Source organism: Paenibacillus germinis, assembly GCF_013141785.1.
Classification (GTDB): domain Bacteria; phylum Bacillota; class Bacilli; order Paenibacillales; family NBRC-103111; genus Paenibacillus_E; species Paenibacillus_E phytorum.
The window spans coordinates 133,156-149,592 of the sequence record NZ_WHOC01000158.1; the positions used below are offsets into that span (position 1 = coordinate 133,156).

At 46.8% G+C, this 16,437-nt stretch carries 17 protein-coding genes and 1 other annotated feature; of the genes, 5 read left to right on the forward strand and 12 right to left on the reverse strand.

Features of this window, described 5'->3' with window-relative positions:
* A complete protein-coding gene (gene gerQ / locus GC102_RS30185) occupies nucleotides 1-456 on the forward strand; it encodes a spore coat protein GerQ (RefSeq protein WP_246321194.1) in 456 nt (151 codons plus the stop codon).
* 56 nt (nucleotides 457-512) lie between these two features.
* Here the strand turns inward: gerQ and GC102_RS30190 are convergent, their stop codons facing one another.
* Nucleotides 513-809, reverse strand: a complete 297-nt coding sequence (locus GC102_RS30190) for a hypothetical protein (protein WP_171692781.1) — start codon at nucleotides 807-809, stop codon at nucleotides 513-515.
* 250 nt (nucleotides 810-1,059) lie between these two features.
* On the opposite strand from GC102_RS30190, the gene GC102_RS30195 reads away from it, so the two are divergent.
* The gene (locus GC102_RS30195; RefSeq protein ID WP_171692782.1) at nucleotides 1,060-2,043 is read left to right on the forward strand and encodes a metal-dependent hydrolase; all 984 of its coding nucleotides are present in this window, start codon (nucleotides 1,060-1,062) and stop codon (nucleotides 2,041-2,043) included.
* Nucleotides 2,044-2,173: 130 nt separating this feature from the next.
* Here GC102_RS30195 and GC102_RS30200 read toward each other — a convergent pair whose 3' ends face one another.
* Nucleotides 2,174-2,401: an alpha/beta-type small acid-soluble spore protein gene (locus tag GC102_RS30200; RefSeq protein ID WP_047681486.1), complete on the reverse strand. Its 228-nt coding sequence runs from the start codon at nucleotides 2,399-2,401 to the stop codon at nucleotides 2,174-2,176.
* Between the two features lie 153 nt (nucleotides 2,402-2,554).
* On the opposite strand from GC102_RS30200, the gene GC102_RS30205 reads away from it, so the two are divergent.
* Complete coding sequence (locus GC102_RS30205; RefSeq protein ID WP_029194821.1) at nucleotides 2,555-2,737, forward strand: DUF5325 family protein; 183 nt, start codon at nucleotides 2,555-2,557, stop codon at nucleotides 2,735-2,737.
* Nucleotides 2,738-2,815: 78 nt separating this feature from the next.
* Here the strand turns inward: GC102_RS30205 and trpS are convergent, their stop codons facing one another.
* Complete coding sequence (trpS, locus tag GC102_RS30210; protein ID WP_171692783.1) at nucleotides 2,816-3,799, reverse strand: tryptophan--tRNA ligase; 984 nt, start codon at nucleotides 3,797-3,799, stop codon at nucleotides 2,816-2,818.
* 65 nt (nucleotides 3,800-3,864) lie between these two features.
* Nucleotides 3,865-4,130 (reverse strand) — a binding site (T-box leader).
* A gap of 160 nt (nucleotides 4,131-4,290) precedes the next feature.
* Here trpS and GC102_RS30215 point away from each other — a divergent pair.
* Nucleotides 4,291-5,436 (forward strand): permease, encoded by a 1,146-nt coding sequence (locus GC102_RS30215; protein ID WP_246321195.1) that lies wholly within the window; start codon nucleotides 4,291-4,293, stop codon nucleotides 5,434-5,436.
* A gap of 551 nt (nucleotides 5,437-5,987) precedes the next feature.
* Here GC102_RS30215 and ilvD read toward each other — a convergent pair.
* From ilvD to GC102_RS30245, 6 genes are all read right to left on the reverse strand, one after another.
* The gene (gene ilvD / locus GC102_RS30220; RefSeq protein WP_171692784.1) at nucleotides 5,988-7,673 is read right to left on the reverse strand and encodes a dihydroxy-acid dehydratase; all 1,686 of its coding nucleotides are present in this window, start codon (nucleotides 7,671-7,673) and stop codon (nucleotides 5,988-5,990) included.
* 121 nt (nucleotides 7,674-7,794) lie between these two features.
* Nucleotides 7,795-8,781 carry an ABC transporter permease gene (locus GC102_RS30225; RefSeq protein WP_171692785.1) on the reverse strand — a complete coding sequence of 329 codons (987 nt, stop codon included), beginning with the start codon at nucleotides 8,779-8,781 and terminating at the stop codon, nucleotides 7,795-7,797.
* A 1-nt stretch (nucleotide 8,782) separates the two neighbouring features.
* Nucleotides 8,783-10,291: a sugar ABC transporter ATP-binding protein gene (locus tag GC102_RS30230; RefSeq protein WP_171692930.1), complete on the reverse strand. Its 1,509-nt coding sequence runs from the start codon at nucleotides 10,289-10,291 to the stop codon at nucleotides 8,783-8,785.
* Between the two features lie 70 nt (nucleotides 10,292-10,361).
* Nucleotides 10,362-11,456 carry a sugar ABC transporter substrate-binding protein gene (locus tag GC102_RS30235; RefSeq protein ID WP_171692786.1) on the reverse strand — a complete coding sequence of 365 codons (1,095 nt, stop codon included), beginning with the start codon at nucleotides 11,454-11,456 and terminating at the stop codon, nucleotides 10,362-10,364.
* A gap of 268 nt (nucleotides 11,457-11,724) precedes the next feature.
* Nucleotides 11,725-12,372 (reverse strand): ribonuclease H, encoded by a 648-nt coding sequence (gene rnhA / locus GC102_RS30240; protein ID WP_171692787.1) that lies wholly within the window; start codon nucleotides 12,370-12,372, stop codon nucleotides 11,725-11,727.
* A gap of 1 nt (nucleotide 12,373) precedes the next feature.
* Nucleotides 12,374-12,871 (reverse strand): hypothetical protein, encoded by a 498-nt coding sequence (locus tag GC102_RS30245; RefSeq protein ID WP_171692788.1) that lies wholly within the window; start codon nucleotides 12,869-12,871, stop codon nucleotides 12,374-12,376.
* 159 nt (nucleotides 12,872-13,030) lie between these two features.
* Between GC102_RS30245 and GC102_RS30250 the strand changes: the two genes are divergently transcribed.
* A complete protein-coding gene (locus tag GC102_RS30250; protein ID WP_029194830.1) occupies nucleotides 13,031-13,270 on the forward strand; it encodes an alpha/beta-type small acid-soluble spore protein in 240 nt (79 codons plus the stop codon).
* A gap of 193 nt (nucleotides 13,271-13,463) precedes the next feature.
* On the opposite strand, the gene GC102_RS30255 is transcribed toward GC102_RS30250, so the two are convergent.
* Genes GC102_RS30255 through GC102_RS30265 form a run of 3 tightly spaced genes read right to left on the reverse strand, consistent with a single transcriptional unit; the run spans nucleotide 13,464 to nucleotide 16,373 of the window.
* Nucleotides 13,464-14,624: a trans-sulfuration enzyme family protein gene (locus GC102_RS30255; RefSeq protein WP_171692789.1), complete on the reverse strand. Its 1,161-nt coding sequence runs from the start codon at nucleotides 14,622-14,624 to the stop codon at nucleotides 13,464-13,466.
* 31 nt (nucleotides 14,625-14,655) lie between these two features.
* Entirely contained in the window at nucleotides 14,656-15,489 is an 834-nt protein-coding gene (locus GC102_RS30260) for a carbohydrate ABC transporter permease (protein WP_171640962.1), read from the reverse strand.
* Nucleotides 15,490-15,491: 2 nt separating this feature from the next.
* Nucleotides 15,492-16,373, reverse strand: a complete 882-nt coding sequence (locus tag GC102_RS30265) for a carbohydrate ABC transporter permease (RefSeq protein ID WP_171640960.1) — start codon at nucleotides 16,371-16,373, stop codon at nucleotides 15,492-15,494.
* Nucleotides 16,374-16,437 lie beyond the last annotated feature (64 nt).

Consider the following 16,437-nt stretch of genomic DNA (forward strand, 5'->3'; position numbering starts at 1 on the left):
ATGTTGAATAACCCTTACAAAATTGGTAATCAAGGAAACCAAGGTATGGCACAGCAAGTCCCTTACGGATATCCTTATCCGGCTTATCCCGTTCCAACAACGGGTATGAATAAACCTATGCCAATTGGAACTGGATTTCCACCTGCTGGCGGTCTGCAAACCGGTGTAAATGTACCTAGTCAACTCCCAATGGAAGAATCCTATATCGAGAATATTCTCCGTTTGAACCTTGGTAAAATGGCTACAATCTACATGACATACGAAAATAACTCGCAATGGAATGCCAAAATTTTCAAAGGCAAACTGGAAGCAGCTGGCCGCGATCATATTATTATCAGCGATCCAGCTACCGGTATGCGATACTTATTGCTCATGGTGAATCTAGACTACATTACATTCGACGAGGAGCTCCAGTACATGTATCCATACGCGGGCGGAGTCGGCCCCCAGAGATAAAAGTTAGATCACATATAAAGCCGCTTGCTCTTTCGTAAGAGCAGCGGCTTTTTTTGTCATGAAGAAGTCACTTCTGTGAAATGCCACATATGCAGTTTGCGCAGGCCGCCTTCAATCCACTCTTCCCAAATGGCTTGCTGTGAAACATCTTCGGTTCCATGCAAACGTTCTTGTTTCAAAGAAAGATACTCCTCATAAGTAACTTCCTTCCAAATTTCAACAAAAAGCCCTTCCTGATCCGTTCCCTCTAGCAGTTCAAATCGCCCTTCCCGCCGCTGCCATTCCTGCATATAGATGAGAAAAGAGTCCCGAAAAGCGGGTTTTATGGCATACTCTACAAAAACTTTAGACATTTTTAGATCTCCCTCTGATTTATTTTTTGCTCCAAAATGGTAAACTAATAAAAAGACGGAAAAATGACCATGCTTACAAGGATAAATGATTTCGTCCTCTTATAAGGACGAGCGCGTTTATCAAGGTTGATGCGAAGCAAAAGTATAAAACTTATACTTTCTTATCAACCGAAGTAAGTTTTCCTATGGAAAACTCAGCCCATGCTTACGAAGAAAATTTTCTACGGAAAATTCTTAGGAGGAAACCCATTTGGACACAGGCACTCATCTCGTAATTGGATTAGGGTTAGCGGGACTGTCTCAAATTGACCCTAGCGTTTCTGCAGACACAGCGGCAACCACTGCAGTCTTCATAGGAACTGTTATTGGCTCACAGATTCCGGATGTGGACGGGCTGCTCCGTTTTAAAGGGAACGCCACTTACATTCGAAATCACCGCGGTCGTTCTCACTCTTTGCCGGCTTTACTATTATGGACGCTGCTGATCACTGGAGCCCTTGCTCTTTTCTTCCATGGAATCCCCTTATTGCACCTTGGTATGTGGGTAGGAATCGCCGTTTGCTTCCACGTCTTCACAGATTGTTTCAACACATATGGTACACAAGCGTTTCGGCCATTCTCTGAGAAGTGGGTGTCATGGAACATTATACACATCTTTGATCCCTTTATCTTTTCAAGCCACATCGCAGCTATTTTCATGTGGTCTTTCCATGTCGCTAGTCCAAAGCTGGTATTTCCGACTTTGTACGGGGTTATCGCTCTATATTACATCTGGCGCTCTCTCGACCATTACATCGTAGAAAAAGGGCTTTATCGCAAAGACCCCACCCATATGCCAGGGGATAAATACACACTTATTGTAACATTCAACCTCTACGTGTGGAACGTTGTGAAACGCAGAACAGACGGCACCTTCCAGCTGGGTGAACTGAAGAATTCGAAGCTTAGGTGGATCGACACCGTCAAATGTGAAGACCATCCAGCCATCGAGGTGTCCAAAAGTCACGAAGACATCCAAGCCTTACTCTATTTCTCATCCTTCACCTGTGCTGAAGTGAAAGAACACCGCTTCGGCTACGAAGTTAGATGGGCTGATGTGCGTTATCGTCACCGCAAGCAGTATCCTTTCGTAGGTGTTATCCGGATGGATCACAATTTCCAAACACTCGATTCTTATGTGGGCTGGGTAAGTGACACTAGGCTTGAAAAAAAGCTAAAAGTGGATCTTTATTAGAAAAAAGGCGCGTTAACCAAACGCGTCTTTTTTACATTTAAAAATAGACGTACAAAAAGCCCAGAGGGTTTTTAAGCCCCTGAGCTTTATTGTTAAATAATTCGGGAAAGCTATTAACGAGTCAGGTTACCTAGCTGCGAAAGCCAGATTGTCCTGCCAGCGTTTGCTCAGCAATTTGCACCAAGCGACGAGTAATGTTACCCCCGATTGCACCAGCATCGCGAGTAGCCATATAACCCATGTAACCATCTTGAGGAATTTGGATGCCCAGCTCTTGAGCTACCTCATATTTCAATTGATCTAAAGCTTGAGTGGCTTGTGGAACTACCAATGTGTTGCTGCTACGATTTTGCGCCATAAGGATCAGACTCCTTTCAGTCAGCTATAATCTTTGATGTATTTGCAAGCTTGCAAAGATAGTATGTGGAGGAAATGAATTTATATGCACAGCGATCAAAAAAGTTTAAAATAAGAAGACAATGTTCATTCTTCTAGAAAGTAGGTCACGTACATGAGCAAACCACTCGCTCTTCTTTTCGCTGTTGTTGGCACCTTGCTGCTCGCCTCCATCAGCTTATTCATTGCCCTCAGGCAGCCTTGGATGATCCTTGCCTGTTCCATCATCTCGTTAGGCTTTATCGGATATGGATTTGCGGTTAAAGCGAAGATTCGCAAGAAAAATACACGATCTTAACGAAGGAATCTACAACTATCGTCAACAAGAGAAAGAGCCCAAACAGCTTTTTTAGCTGTTCGAGCTCTTTTTTGCTTTTTATAGAACGACGAAGCCCATCCGTTTCTTCACTTCGAGCAAGGTTTGATCAGCCACTTCAGCTGCTTCCTGCGCACCTTTTTTCAAGATGTCGAAAATTTCGCCTGAGCTGCGAATTTCACGATAACGTTGTTGAATCGGTTCGAGAACAGCCACGATGTGTTCAGCTAGATCCTTTTTGAAAGGACCATAGCCTTGACCATCGTATTTGGTTTCAATCTCAGCTAAACTCATCTCAGCAAAGTGTGAGTAAATGGACATCAAATTACTAACCTCAGGTTTGTTTTGTGGATCATATTTTACCTCACGGCCTGAATCAGTGACCGCACGGCTCAGCTTCTTACGGATCACATCCGGCTCATCCAGCATGGCGATGTAACTACCTGCATTCGGACTGCTTTTGCTCATCTTTTTAGACGCATCATCCAAAGACATGATTCTCGCACCAATCTCAGGCATATAAGGCTGCGGCATGACAAACATTTCACCAAAACGGTTATTGAAACGGTTCGCCAAATCGCGCGTCAGCTCCAAATGCTGCTTCTGATCATCTCCAACTGGGATAAGGTCGGCATTGTATAGCAAAATATCAGCAGCCATCAGAGATGGATACGTAAATAGGCCTGCACCTACGGAATCCTTGCCTTCGGATTTGTCCTTGAACTGTGTCATACGCTCCAGCTCTCCCATATGCGTCAGCGTCGTCATGATCCAGCCAAGCTCTGCGTGCGCATGAACATGAGATTGTAGGAAAATGGATGCTTTACTAGGATCTAGTCCCGCAGCAATATAAAGCGAAGCTATAGACTCTGTTTGCTCCTTCAGAGCTGCCGGATCCTGAGGAACCGTTATGGCGTGCATATCGACGACCATAAAGTAACAGTGATGCAAATGCTGCAGCTTCACATAATTGCGAAGTGCGCCAATATAGTTGCCAATCGTCAGCTGTCCGCTGGATTGCATACCGGATAATACTCGTTTCATTGGATAATCCCTCCAGATTCTTAACTTCAAATGGTCTAAAAAAAACAACAAAAAGGCCTCTCCCCGCAAGGGACGAGAGACCGTGGTACCACCCTAATTTGTCCGTGAACAATTGTTCAATAAGACCTTCAGGCTCTGATAACGGGGAGCTGCCGTTTGGCATACTTGGACAGATGAGGATGTTCTCCGGCCTAGGTTCCGGCAACCTACATACTGTGTTCAGCCTCATGCTCAAGGATCCATTCGGTTTGCTTGTTTCACCGGTTCACACCAACCACCGGCTCTCTGAGAAACAGAAGACAAACTTACTTGTTCCTATCATCGCGAATTGATTTTATATAATTATACACCCTTACAATCCATTGTCAATAAAGGACATTGTCCTATCTGAACCTACATGTACATAGGATAGATCATACTAGCCTTTCTATGGATAAAAATAACTCCGCGTCCTTCGGGGACGCATCAACGGACAAAGGGGTGTCAACGAATTGCCATCGACTCTATATCGCTGGAGCCTTCCTATCTCCACGATGATTTGCGCGTTTCTCCTCATCTTAATTGTGACAACGAGAGAGCTTCCTCCAATGGGTTTGGTCATTTATGAAATCAAGCACGTCTTTACAGCCTTCATGGATATTTTTCTCGACGCTTTGCCTTTTATGTTACTAGGCGTCCTTCTATCCACGGTTGTTGAAAACTTCATTCCTGAAGCGTTCATCAGACGCATGACGCCGCGGCACCCGCTAGGAGGTATCTTATTTGCCTGCGTTCTTGGCATCATGTTCCCGCTCTGTGAATGCGGAATGATTCCTTTCGTTCGCCGGCTCATGCGAAAAGGAATGCCTGTATACATAGCCGTCATCTTCATTCTAGTCGGTCCAATTCTGAATCCTATCGTCTTCGCCTCGACGTTCATGGCTTTCCGTGGCGAGCCCTCGATGGCATATTCTCGAATGGGGCTTACATTTGGTGTTGCGCTCATCGTTGGACTGCTGCTGACACGTTTCCTGAAAGGCAATCCTTTGCGTCATCCTATCGAAAATGAGGCAAATACGCTGCACTACCACGGGGGTTCCAGCCCTCGACATCACGCCGACCACATACACGCACACGACCATGGCCATGATCATCACCATGAACATCACCATGGCCATAACCATAATCATCATCATGAACATGAACATAATCATGATCATCACCACGGTCACAATCACTCGCACGACGGTGGTCGTATGATGATTATGTTCAGCCACGGTACGACCGAGCTGTTCGAAATGAGTAAGTACTTAATGCTGGGCGCTTTTTTGACCGCTCTTATCCAAACATTCGTTGCCCAAGACAGCTTATCCGCGATCGGTCAGGGACCTTTCATTTCACATGTGTTCATGATGGGCTTTGCCTACTTGCTCTCCCTATGCTCAACAACAGATGCATTCGTAGCAGCCTCCTTCGCCAAATCCTTCTCTCCAGGCTCCTTACTGGCTTTCCTTGTATTCGGCCCTATGATCGACGTCAAAAGCACGCTGATGATGCTCTCCATCTTTAAAGCCCGCTTCGTGCTGACTCTCTCCATCGTCGTCGCGGTTACGATATTGACAGGTTCATTGCTTTTCATGCATTTCTTTTTAGCTTAAAAGGAGATTTTGTATCCAGCATATAGGGATTCTCAACCGTTTAATCAATCAACAGCATAAGCCTCCAAATAAATAAGCGCGGAAAACGCGCTTATTCTGGATTGCCCGAACAATTAAGCGCGAAAACCGCTTACAGCGAGATCTCTGCGGGCTGTAGCTCGTTGACAGAGTCCAAGAAGCTGAAAATCGACTTCTCAGCAGACCATCCTGCGCATCCGCGCTGAATAAGCTCGGAAAACGCGCTTATTCTGGAGCACCCAAACAATTAAGCGCGAAAACCGCGCTTACAGCGAGAGCTCTGCGAGCCGTAGCTCGTTGACAGAGTCCGAGAAGCCGGAAATCGACTTCTCAGCAGACCATCCCTACATCCGCGCTGAATAAGCGCGGAAAACGCGCTTATTCAGGAGCACCCGAACAATTAAGCGCGAAAACTGCGCTTACAACGATAGCTCGCATAGCCGAAAGTTTCTGAGTAGCTTTGCTACTCCAAACCCAAAACATATAAAAAAGGAGCTCGCATCAATCGCGAGACTCCTTTTTTATATAAACAATTAAAACTTCAGAATGGCGCCTGCACTAGCATTTGTCACCATTTTCGTATAACGCGCCAAATATCCAGTTTGGATTTTCGGTTGGAACTCTGTCCAGCTCTCGCGGCGTTTCGCGAATTCTTCATCGCTGATTTGCAATTCGATTTTACGGCCGTCCATGTCCACATCAATGATGTCGCCATCATGTACGAAAGCTAATGGTCCGCCCTCAGCCGCTTCCGGTGAGATATGACCGATCGAGATCCCGCGGGATGCGCCAGAGAAACGTCCGTCAGTAATTAACGCAACCTTCGCGCCAAGACCCATACCTACGATTTGGGATGTAGGAGCCAACATTTCAGGCATACCTGGTCCACCCTTCGGACCTTCGTAACGGATAACAACGACATGGCCTTCTTTAACATGACCGTTCGCAATACCATACAAAGCTTCGTCTTGCGAGTTGAAACAAATAGCTGGGCCAACGTGACGTCCGCCAACAGATTTATCAACCGCGCCGACCTTAACGATACTGCCTTCAGGAGCAAGGTTACCGAACAGTACAGCTAGTCCGCCTCTTTCGCTGTGTGGGTTCGTAATTGGACGCAGCACTTCATGGTTCAAAATTTCACAGCCCGCAACATTTTCACGCAACGTTTTGGCTGTTACTGTCATGCGGTCACCGTCAAATGCACCCGGCTTTTTGAGAAGCTCGTTAATAATTGCACTCACACCACCAGCCAGATGCACATCTTCAATGTGATAATCGGAAGCTGGAGCGATTTTTGCTAAGTGAGGTACACGTTCTGCCACTTCGTTAATGCGTGAAATCGGGTACTCGATACCCGCTTCAGCCGCGATAGCCAATGTGTGAAGAACCGTGTTCGTGGAACCACCCATTGCCATGTCGAGAGCAAATGCGTTATCGATCGCTTCGATCGTAACGATATCACGAGGCTTGATATCTTTTTCAATTAGGACCATCAATTGTTTCGCACAATCTTTCACGAATTGCTTACGCTCTTCCGCAACAGCCAAAATTGTACCGTTACCAGGCATTGCCAGACCAAGACCCTCAGCCAAGCAGTTCATGGAGTTCGCTGTAAACATACCGGAACAAGATCCGCATGTCGGACAGCCGTATTGCTCTAATTCTTCAAGATCAGCTGCATCAATATTACCAGCTTGGAAAGCACCTACGCCTTCAAATACGGAGGATAGGGAAATGGATTTACCGTTTTTATCTTTACCGGCTTTCATCGGGCCGCCGCTTACTAACATCGTAGGGATGTTAACGCGGAGGGCACCCATAATCATACCCGGTGTAATTTTATCACAGTTAGGAATACAGATAAGGCCATCGAACCAATGAGCATTAACAACTGTTTCCAAGGAATCAGCAATAATCTCACGGCTTGGCAAGGAATAACGCATACCAATATGCCCCATCGCAATACCGTCGTCAACACCGATTGTGTTGAATTCGAAAGGAACACCGCCCGCTTCACGGATCGCTTCCTTCACGAGTTTACCGAACTCTTGCAAATGAACATGTCCAGGAATAATGTCTATATAAGAGTTACAAACCGCAATAAACGGCTTGCCGAAATCTTCCTCTTTAACGCCGGCTGCACGCAGCAAACTGCGATGCGGAGCGCGGTCGAATCCTTTTTTAATCATATCGCTGCGCTGTTTTGGATGAGCCATTCTCAATTCCTCCTAGATTTCTTTTCTTTTGAGAAAAATAATGAATCTATCATACCACACTTCTCGTAAAAATTCTGCCTTTAGTATGATAACGCGTCAATGTAACACCAAACATTCCACTTTAGGCTTTGCGTCGATTCAAATGAACGAAAGTAATGGCCAATGCCAGCACCAGCACCCCGCCTTTGACAATATCAAATCCGAAATAAGGCACATTCAGCATCGTAAGTCCATTGAGCAATACGCCAATCAATACAGCACCAAAGAAAGTCCCAATAACATTAGGCTTCCCTGCACCTAGCACGGAATACCCGACGAACACCGAGGCAACGGCTTCCATCAGAAGCGGAGCACCGGCATCAATCTGTCCGGAACCGACACGAGAAGCATACAGAATACCTCCGAACGCTGCGAAAATACCGGACAACACATAGGCCGCTAAGCGGATTTTGTTAACAGATATCCCAGAGAGACGTGCTGCCTCCCGATTGCCCCCCGTAATGTAGAGCTGGCGCCCCCAGCGAGTGTACGTCAGAAAGACATGTACGGCAATAACAGCCACAATCATAAGAATAACAGGCACAGGTACGCCAAGAAGCTTGCCTTGTCCGATCCAGAGAAACTCCGGCGTAAACTTCCCTTTGGCCACCGTGCCGTCTTGGAATCTCATATTATTATAGATGGAAAAGCCTTTCGTATACGTTTTTTGCACGCCACCGATGATGTACATTACTGCTAAAGTAGCAAGTAAATCCGGAATGCGAATTTTTACGATGAGCCATGAATTTATGAGACCGATGATAGCTCCAATAACAAGAGGAACGATGATGACCAGTATTAATGGCTGTTGATACCAAACCATCAAAGCCGCCGCAGCCACAGTCGATAATGAAACCGTTGAGCCGACGGATAAGTCAAAGCCGTCTACAATCTGCGATAACGTGACACCAATAGCGACAAACATTACTATCGATATCGACCTTAAAATGTCAGCGATATTGTCATACGTCATAAAATTCTCATTAATAATCGAAAAGACGATAACCACCAACGCTATGATGAACAAAGCACCGTATTTAAATGTAAAATCCAAGCTTCTTTCCTTCATGCTATTCAGCCTCCCCCGCACTCGCATACGTTAAAATGAGATCCTGCGTCGCTTCCGCGCGGGAGAGCTCCTTCACCACAGAACCATAGCTCATTACTAAAATGCGATCGGCAATCCCTATAATTTCATTCAGCTCACAGGATAAATAAATAATGCCTTTACGTTCCGATGCCAACTGACCGATCAAGCGGAAAATATCGCTTTTCGCGCCAACATCGACCCCTTTGGTCGGCTCGTCAAACATATAGACATCGGCATTCGTCGGCAGCCATTTGCCTACGGCCACCTTCTGTTGGTTGCCGCCGCTTAGATGCTTCACCACGCGATTCGGATCGCTGGGCTGCACGCCCAGTTGCTCGACCATCTTCGCCGCGTGCACACTCTCTGCGCCGCGCTGCACAAAGCCGAGCGAGCTCAGCTTGCGCAATATCGGAAGCGACAGATTGTGCTTCACGGTCTCCTCCACGAGGACGCCCTGCTTGCGGCGCTCCTCGGGCACGAGCGCGATGCCGGCGCGCACGGCATCCTCCGGCTGGCGCAGCGCGAGCTTGCGCCCGGCGAGCCACACCTCGCCGCCGTCCGCGACGTCTGCGCCGAAGATCAGCCGGCTCAGCTCCGTCTTGCCGGCGCCGACCAACCCCACGACGCCGAGGATTTCACCTCGGCGGAGGGCAAAGCTAACGCCGCGCACCTTGGTGCCGCGGCGCAGCCCTTTCACCTCGAGGAGGGTATCGCCGATAGGAACATCGGCTTTGGGGAACTCCTCGGTGAAGGTCTTGCCCAGCATCACCTCAATGACCCCGGCGATGTCCATGTCTGCGGCCGCCTGCGTGAGCACGTGGCGGCCGTCGCGCATGATCGTGATCCGGTCAGCGACACGGAACACTTCCTGCAAGCGGTGGGAGATGAAGATAATCCCCACCCCTTCGCGCTTCAGGCTGTCCATGATCTGGAACAGCCGCTCTGACTCCTCCAGACTAAGCGGTGCTGTCGGCTCGTCGAAAATGATGATCTTGGCCTTATGCGCCATCGCTCTAGCAATAAGAACAAGCTGCTTCTGGGAGATACTCAGCTCGTCCACCTTGCTGCGGACAGAGAACGCAGCCCCGATCTTTGCTAGAATCGCTTCAGCTTCCCGATGCAGCTTTCTCCAACTGACCCAGGCTCCGCCTTGAACCATTTTATCCATCATGACATTTTCGGTTACCGTAAGCCCAGCTACTAAGGCTGTGTCAACTTCTTGATAGACGCAATAGATGCCTTGGTTCATTGCTTCCTTAGGCGTCTGTATGTTGAGAGACTGGCCGTTTATAGAAATTTGCCCCGTATCATGGGTATAAGCGCCTGATAAAATCTTCATCAAGGTACTCTTTCCAGCACCGTTAGCCCCGAGCAAGGCATGAATTTCTCTGTTTTGCAGGTCAAAATCAACCTCCTGCAGCACCTTCACGCCGGGGAACGATTTGGTGATGCCTCTCATATGCAGCAAAGATCCATTGTTTTCCGACATCATCATTCACCTCTCATCTCAATCTGAAAGTCCCATCGCATAATGACGATGGGACCTTATTTGGATTACATTATTTTTTTTCTGCAGCTTTCAACCAGTCCGTATAACCTTGTTGGCTTCCGCCCCAGCCTTTGACGTATTCGCTAAGCTGTGTTGTATTTACTTGCTTGTCCTTCGGCAGTTGGTCTCTGGATACATAAACAGGCTCCAATACCACTTTCTCAGGCGTTTGATCACCATGCAGCTTTTGATACAGGTAACGCACTTGCACGCGGCCGATATCCTTCGGATCTACCGCTGCTGATGCCACCCATGGGCTTTTCGGATCTTGCAGCAATTGCAAGTCTTCATCGCTCAGGTCAATCCCGTACACTTTAATTTCTGTACGACCTGCTTGTTGAATCGCACGAGACGCGCCTTTCGCGAACTCATCCCAAGCTGTCCATACCGCTGTGATATCGCCTTTGTTCGGGTATTTCTTCAGAATCGCTTCCATTTGCGTTTGTGTATCTAACGCAGGATCTTTGGCTGTACCGAATGCAGCCACTTCTTTAATGTCCGGATATTTCTTTTGGAAAGCTTGGTACGCTAGTTGTCTGCGTTCCATCGGTGCAAATCCAGCTACCCATACTTTCACGATGTTTCCTTTACCGCCGGCATCCTTTGCAAGCTGCTCAAGCGTAGCTTCAGCCATCTTCTGATCGCCTTGCTCTAAGGACGTAACGCCTGGAACAGTAAGAATCGAATCGAAACTTACAACTGGAATTTTCTTTTCTAGTGCTTTCTTCACGCCTGCTTCCAATGCTTCAGCTGTTCCATGATCGATGAGAATACCATCGAATTTCTGATTAATCGCTGCATCCAGATTGGATGACATTTTCGCCAGATCCGTATCAGCAACGAATACCGTTACCTTACCGCCAAGTTTCTCTACTTGTTCCTTCACGCCTTCTACATACTGAGACGAAAATGTACCTGTATTGAATTGCATCACGAGTGCAATTTTCTTTCCGCTTAAATCTGCTGCTTTAGCTGCATCAGTCGCTTTCGCGCTTGCTGCAGGTGTTGTCGTTGCGCTGCTGCTCTCTTTTTGTCCGCAGGCCGCAAGCAAGCTTCCTACTAAAGCCAAGATGATGAATAAACCGCCAATTTTCGTTCTTTTCATGAGTTACCCTCCCGATCTAATGCTCTTCTCTATTTCCTATCAACTCTATCGAATTATTATGCCGAGTAATTTAATAGGAATTACTGTATATTAGCATTGGAAGGATTTCCCGTCAATACATTTGAAGATATTTTCTCTTACATTTCGACTTTTTTTACCACATAAGAAAGTATAAGCTTTCGGTTCCCGAAAACCGCTTTCTTATTGGCGATAAAACCTACCTCTAAACACGGTCGCTCATCCTTGAATAGCCTCGATAGAGGTTTTCTCATTTCCTACCGAAATCAGCCTTAATTTCTCCCCATTTCCGCGTATCCCATTTCATAATTTTATTCGTATAGGTGTTCGTTTTGAGCCATTTCAACGCCCGATCAACTAATGTCCAAATTTCTTCTGTGGAAGCATCCCTAACTAGATTAGTGGAAACCTCCTTTTTACGTATCCAGCTCAAAGCTGTGACTGAGTCCGTATAAATGGTTTTATTACTGCCTTGCTTCTGCAAATAAGCGAGCCCGTGAACGATCGCAAGAAACTCACCCAAATTATTCGTCCCTTTGGAAATAGGGCCTTGATAGAAAATAATCTCGCCCGTCTTCGTGTCGACACCTTTGTATTCAACAATTCCTGGATTCCCGGAACAGCCAACATCGACGGAGATACTGTTATAGTCGACTTCAGGAGCCGTCTCAGGGGTAGCTGTCTTGCCCTTAGCAGTCGCAGCTGTCCCCCCATTTCCAGAGAAATTCAGCGACTTCTGCCACCCCTTCTCCAGTGCCTGACGTGCTTCCAGCTCCGATTCATACGATTTAAATCTAGCTTGCGGATAACCTTTGGTCTGAGCCTGACAATCAGCCCACGTACGGTAGATCCCTGGTTGATGTCCCACCCAAACAACATAATATTTCACTGATGCCATCTTATTCACTCCGTAATTGTTGATGTATTTGATGTACAAGATCTTCGACAACTTTCACTGTTTCACCGAAATAAGGCCGATAGTCCAAGTCTTTAATAAACGCAAGATAAGTTTCCCCTACCGCCAATACCTTCTTGCTGTACTCCAAGCTGGGGATCATATGCGTTTCAAGCTCGCGGTACGTTCCATTAGAGCGTTCCTCAACAGATGCGAGTTCCACTTGTTCATCCGCTAGATGACGGACAACGAATGAAAACCCTCTGCATTCCGGATCTCCGCAGCCGCATACAAAGAACGGCATTCGCTCCCATTGATCCGCTGGCGCAAAACGATTCGGCGTGGTATCATGCAAGGCACTGTACAAGAACGCTGGAAGCCCCACATCTACACAGAGAGGCTCTTCAATAATGATACTATCGTCCACCGCCATGAGGACATCTGCCTGAATAATTTGTAAATCCTTATCTAGGGACCAGCCCTTTATGGACATATCAAACATAACTCCTGCCTCCGCTCTCCCATTTATTCGGTTTTTTCATTATAGCAAAGACTTTGCATTCCTGCTTTTAAGGTTTTTCTTGTGGTGAAAATTTCCAGTTTAGGTTATGAGTATAATTCCTAAAAATGATTATACTACCATTACTGGAGGTGATATCAGATGGCATCAGGACAATCTCGTAGCAGCAACCAACTAGTTGTTCCACAAGCTACACAAGCTCTAGACCAATTGAAGTATGAAGTTGCTCAAGAATTGGGCATCCAAATTCCTCAAGACGGTTACTATGGCTACATGGCTTCTCGTGATACAGGAGCAATCGGTGGTAACATCACTCGTCGTCTCGTACAAATTGCTGAACAGCAACTTGCTGGCGGCGCAGCCGGTAAATTCAGCAGATAACAGCTTCCCCTATACTTACGTTTAATAAGGGCTTTCTTTCGAGTAGCAACCTACTTGGAAGAAAGCCCTTCTATTTTTATGCTAACAAATAAATAAAGGAAGCCCATGCACAAGTGCATAGGCCTCTTACAGATCCGTATAGGCAAGTTGTCGCATACGGTTCCACCGAGATTATCCCCTCGGGGGATGATGTTCATAGTAAAGTAGCCGCAGCCGCATCGTTTATATCCCGAATCAGATCCTGAGGATCCTCAAGGCCCACGTAAAGGCGGACAATGTGCCGCTCGGTATCTCCGCTCCGCACCACATTTACGTTGACTAGACTTTCAAATCCACCCCAGCTAACGCCAATTTTGAAATACTGGAGCTTCGTTGCCCAAGCCTTCAGCTTCTCCAACGGTTCTAATGATTCGAACGAGAATAAGCTGCTGAACCCTTTTAACTGTTGAAGCGCCAATTCATGCTGCGGATGCGTAGGGAGTCCTGGATGGTGGACTTTAACGGCGTAAGGTTGTTTGCTAATATGCTCGGCTACGAGCATCCCACTGCGCTGATGGCGTTCCATTCTAAGCGGAAGAGTCCGCAATCCGCGCATCACTTGCGCCGCTGTTTGTGGTGTCATGATCCCACCGAATAGCATATACTCCGAATTGCTAAGTCGAGTCATGAGTTCCATTGAACCAATGACAACCCCGCCCAAGCAATCACTATTTCCGGATATATATTTTGTTATAGAATGGACAACCAGATTAATACCTAACGCAATCGGCAATAAGTGACATGGTGTAGCCCATGTGTTGTCGATGATGGTCTTGATTCCCTTGCTCGCGGCAAGCTTAGCACACGCTCGCAAGTCTTGAAGCTCGAACGTCATCGTTGTCGGACTTTCCAAATACATCAATTTCGTATTTGGCTTGATGGCTTCTTCCCAATTGTTGAGTTCGGTCCCGTCAACAAAAGTAGTCTCTATACCGAACTTGACCAGGTAGGATCCGAGAAACTCGCGTGTCGGACCGTAAGCGTGATTCACGCAGACGATATGATCGCCTTGCTGGACAACAGAAAGAACTGCCGCTGTAATGGCGGCCATCCCCGAAGCGAAGCACTTCGCGTCCTCACCGCCCTCCATTTCGGCTAGCTTCTCCTCCAGATTGCGAACGGTCGGATTATTGCCACGCGAATAGACGTGATGTCCTAATACATTTTGCATCGCCAGATCGAATTGCTCGTGAGTTTCGAAGGCGAATAAACTGTTTTGATAGACGGGGACGTTAATCGCCCCATGGTGTCGAGTATCGTACGGGTCATGCGCCGCCTTGGTGTAAAGCGAATCCCCCGATTGATCTTTATTCATAGATGTTTCTCTCCGATCCGAAATTTGCTGCTTAGCCCTTCACTGCGCCTTGCGTGAGGCCTTCTACGATAAAACGCTGCGCGAACGCGAACAGAAAGACGGTTGGAATGACGGACAAGACGGTGCCTGCCGACATAGCGCCCCAATCGACGTCATATTTGAGAATAAGTGAGTTCAATGCCACAGGCATCGTCTTAAGTGCGTCGTGATCGATGAACATGACCGCCATAAACAACTCGTTCCAGTTCTGCACGAATGCGAATATAAAAGTCGATGCGATCCCTGGCATCATGATTGGCACGATAATTCGGATTAGGGCAACGAGCCGCGAGCAACCGTCGATCATTGCCGCCTCTTCCAGACTGGCAGGAATGCGTTGAAAGAAGCCCCGTAAAATAATGGTCGAGAATGGTATTAACCCTACCGTGTACATGAGTACTAGAGCGATTCTGGAATTAATTAAATCCAATTGCGTCATCATGAGGTAAAGTGGTCCGAGCGATATGAATCCTGGCAGCATCTGTGTCGCGAAAAACGCCAACATAATTTGCCGATGTCCGCGAAATTGAAAACGGGCAAGGACATAAGCGCTCAAGACGGAGATAACAATAACAATTAGTGCTGATGAGATAGCTACCAACAAGCTATTACCGATGTAGACATGAAATTTGGATATTTTAAAAATGTTGATATAATTGTCGAACGTAATATTCGTCGGCCAATATTTAAGCGGATAAGTGAAAATCTCGTTCTGGGGTTTTAATGAAGTAATCAAAATCCAATATAGCGGGAACACCATGATCACTAGATGAAGCGCTAGAAAAAACACCTTGAATGGACCTATGAATTGTAAGCGCGTCTTCATGGTTAGAAATCCCCCATCTTTTCAGATTTGGTTACGGATAAGTAGAACAACGTGTAAAGCAATAGAAGCACGATCATGACAACCCCGATGGCGGATGCCGCGCCGTAATCACCAGCGTAAATGATTTTATCCAGCATTAATGATGATAAAATGTGCGTACTTCCTGCTGGTCCACCGTTCGTCATGCCGTAAATGATCGTAGGATCATTAAAGATCCAGATGACCCGAAGGAGAGTAGTCGTAATGATCGTTGGTAAAATGTAGGGCAGCGTAACGCTAAGCAGCTTACGCGCCTCGCTCGCTCCATCCATCTCGGCTGCTTCGTACAGCTCGGAAGGCACGGATTGCAGCGCTGCAAGCAGCATAATGGCGAAAAATGCGATGCCGTACCATACGTTTGCAATAATGACGGAGATCATTGCCCATTTGGGATCCGACAAGAATCCGATTCGCGTTTCGATTATACCGGTCTTGAGCAAAAGATCGTTGATGACGCCGATTTGTGAATTGAACATCCACTTCCAAATCATCCCGATCAGAAACCCCGAAAGCGCCCAAGAGTAAAACACTAAGCCTTGGTAAATCCCTCTACCCCGGAATTTTTTGTTCATTAATAGCGCAAGCGTCAGCCCAATGAGAAATTGAAATACTAAGGAAAAAAACACCCAGTACGCACTGTTCGTCAAGGCAGTCAGAAATTTAGGATCCGTGAATGCATCCCGAAAATTTTGCAGACCGACAAAATGAACATTTCTAAGATCGAACAGTTTGTATTCTTGAAATGCCATGATGCCGCCCTTTAGGAACGGATAATATGTGAAAATAAGGACCAGTAATAGAGCGGGGAGCAAACCAAATAAGATGAACGGCTGCCGACTCTTCATTAGATGCACCACCTCATATAGAAAAATGGTAATGGGCAGCGAATCGCCACCCACTACGAAGGTT

What these genes read in the sequence shown, in the direction of transcription:
- trpS (WP_171692783.1), bottom strand. Translation starts at nt 3,799, where the DNA reads ATGAAACGAGTATTATCCGGTATGCAATCCAGCGGACAGCTGACGATT.
- GC102_RS30200 (WP_047681486.1), bottom strand. Translation starts at nt 2,401, where the DNA reads ATGGCGCAAAATCGTAGCAGCAACACATTGGTAGTTCCACAAGCCACT.
- rnhA (WP_171692787.1), bottom strand. Translation starts at nt 12,372, where the DNA reads ATGGCATCAGTGAAATATTATGTTGTTTGGGTGGGACATCAACCAGGG.
- GC102_RS30250 (WP_029194830.1), top strand. Translation starts at nt 13,031, where the DNA reads ATGGCATCAGGACAATCTCGTAGCAGCAACCAACTAGTTGTTCCACAA.
- GC102_RS30225 (WP_171692785.1), bottom strand. Translation starts at nt 8,781, where the DNA reads ATGAAGGAAAGAAGCTTGGATTTTACATTTAAATACGGTGCTTTGTTC.
- GC102_RS30235 (WP_171692786.1), bottom strand. Translation starts at nt 11,456, where the DNA reads ATGAAAAGAACGAAAATTGGCGGTTTATTCATCATCTTGGCTTTAGTA.
- GC102_RS30245 (WP_171692788.1), bottom strand. Translation starts at nt 12,871, where the DNA reads ATGTTTGATATGTCCATAAAGGGCTGGTCCCTAGATAAGGATTTACAA.
- ilvD (WP_171692784.1), bottom strand. Translation starts at nt 7,673, where the DNA reads ATGGCTCATCCAAAACAGCGCAGCGATATGATTAAAAAAGGATTCGAC.
- GC102_RS30265 (WP_171640960.1), bottom strand. Translation starts at nt 16,373, where the DNA reads ATGAAGAGTCGGCAGCCGTTCATCTTATTTGGTTTGCTCCCCGCTCTA.
- GC102_RS30255 (WP_171692789.1), bottom strand. Translation starts at nt 14,624, where the DNA reads ATGAATAAAGATCAATCGGGGGATTCGCTTTACACCAAGGCGGCGCAT.
- GC102_RS30190 (WP_171692781.1), bottom strand. Translation starts at nt 809, where the DNA reads ATGTCTAAAGTTTTTGTAGAGTATGCCATAAAACCCGCTTTTCGGGAC.
- GC102_RS30205 (WP_029194821.1), top strand. Translation starts at nt 2,555, where the DNA reads ATGAGCAAACCACTCGCTCTTCTTTTCGCTGTTGTTGGCACCTTGCTG.
- GC102_RS30260 (WP_171640962.1), bottom strand. Translation starts at nt 15,489, where the DNA reads ATGAAGACGCGCTTACAATTCATAGGTCCATTCAAGGTGTTTTTTCTA.
- GC102_RS30230 (WP_171692930.1), bottom strand. Translation starts at nt 10,291, where the DNA reads ATGTCGGAAAACAATGGATCTTTGCTGCATATGAGAGGCATCACCAAA.
- gerQ (WP_246321194.1), top strand. Translation starts at nt 1, where the DNA reads ATGTTGAATAACCCTTACAAAATTGGTAATCAAGGAAACCAAGGTATG.